This window comes from Mesorhizobium prunaredense (assembly GCF_900156895.1).
Classification (GTDB): domain Bacteria; phylum Pseudomonadota; class Alphaproteobacteria; order Rhizobiales; family Rhizobiaceae; genus Mesorhizobium; species Mesorhizobium prunaredense.
Window position 1 is genome coordinate 1 of sequence record NZ_FTPD01000060.1, and the last position, 1,139, is coordinate 1,139.

The following is a 1,139-nucleotide window of genomic DNA, read 5'->3' on the forward strand; positions in this document are numbered from 1 at the left end:
CCCGCATCGAAAAACCTTCACCAACGCGGACCTTCGCGGTAACGGAGATGACCGTCCTCCTTTAGGAGCCAAGCGGTCGTTGGACGCTTCCCCAAAGCCACGGCAGCAAATCTCTGGTAAGAATGAAGTCCAGTCTGTCGATCGGATCAAAAGGGAGGAACCGATGTCGAATAGCGTCTACAAGATTATCGAACTGGTTGGCACGAGCACCAAATCCTGGGACGACGCTGCGCGCGCCGCTGTGGAACGCGCCTCGAGTAGCTTGCGTGACCTGCGCATCGCCGAGGTAGTGAAACTCGACCTCCAAATCAAGGACGGGAAGGTCGAGGCCTACCGCGCCAAGGTCAGCATATCCTTCAAATACGAGGACAAAGCGTAGCGAGACCGCGCCCGCGCGACCTGGCCCGGCTTGTCCGCGGGCGCTCGAAACCGACAGGAGATAAGGCACGCGCCGCAACCCCAGGGCCACCCTCGCTCGAGCAGGCATCTGATCGCCGAGCGCCCCACCGCGGCAGGAGGAAGCCTGTCATGATGAAACGTGTCACGGTAATATTTCTCTCAGCAGCCGTGCTTTCTTACGGTGCCGTTCTACAAGCCGGGGAGATTGAGTTTCTGAAATCCATGAACGGTAGTTGGAGAGGGAATGGTACGGTCAAAATCCGCGTCAATTCTCTGCCACTGAACATCTCTTGTAAATTTACCTCGGGCGCTACCGACACTTCGCTTACACTGGCAGGCAAATGTACTGGTTTCATGGGCCTTTCCCGAGCCATTGGTGCAGACATAAGGACGAATGGGTCAACTTACACCGGCTCCTACGTTGGAGCGGGCACGGGCATCGCTGGCGTGAACGGCAAGCGCTCAGGCAATGCCATCAAGCTCGTCATCCGTTGGGCCAAGGATGTCAATGGTGATCGCAGCGCTAGAATGACAATCGAGAAAATCGGAAGCGATGGCATGCGTCTGACCACAGTCGATACCGATCCGAGAACCGGCAAGAGCGTTGTCACCAGCCAGATAAATCTGCGCAGAGGCCCCTAGCCGTTTACGCGCTCCATGACCCTGAGCCGCCATTTCTCTGCCGATAACCGACGTTCGCGACAACCAGCCCTCGCGACCCTAGAGCGGGATGAATTTAG

General features: G+C 57.3%; 2 protein-coding genes. Both read left to right on the forward strand.

Annotation, left to right across the window (positions count from 1 at the left end; genetic code table 11):
- The coding region (locus BQ8794_RS37230) for a dodecin family protein (protein ID WP_342188835.1) at positions 1–379 on the forward strand (379 nt) is incomplete at its 5' end.
- A 152-nt stretch (positions 380–531) separates the two neighbouring features.
- On the forward strand, positions 532–1,041 hold the full coding sequence (locus tag BQ8794_RS29140) for a hypothetical protein (RefSeq protein ID WP_143744746.1): 510 nt from the start codon (positions 532–534) through the stop codon (positions 1,039–1,041).
- Positions 1,042–1,139 lie beyond the last annotated feature (98 nt).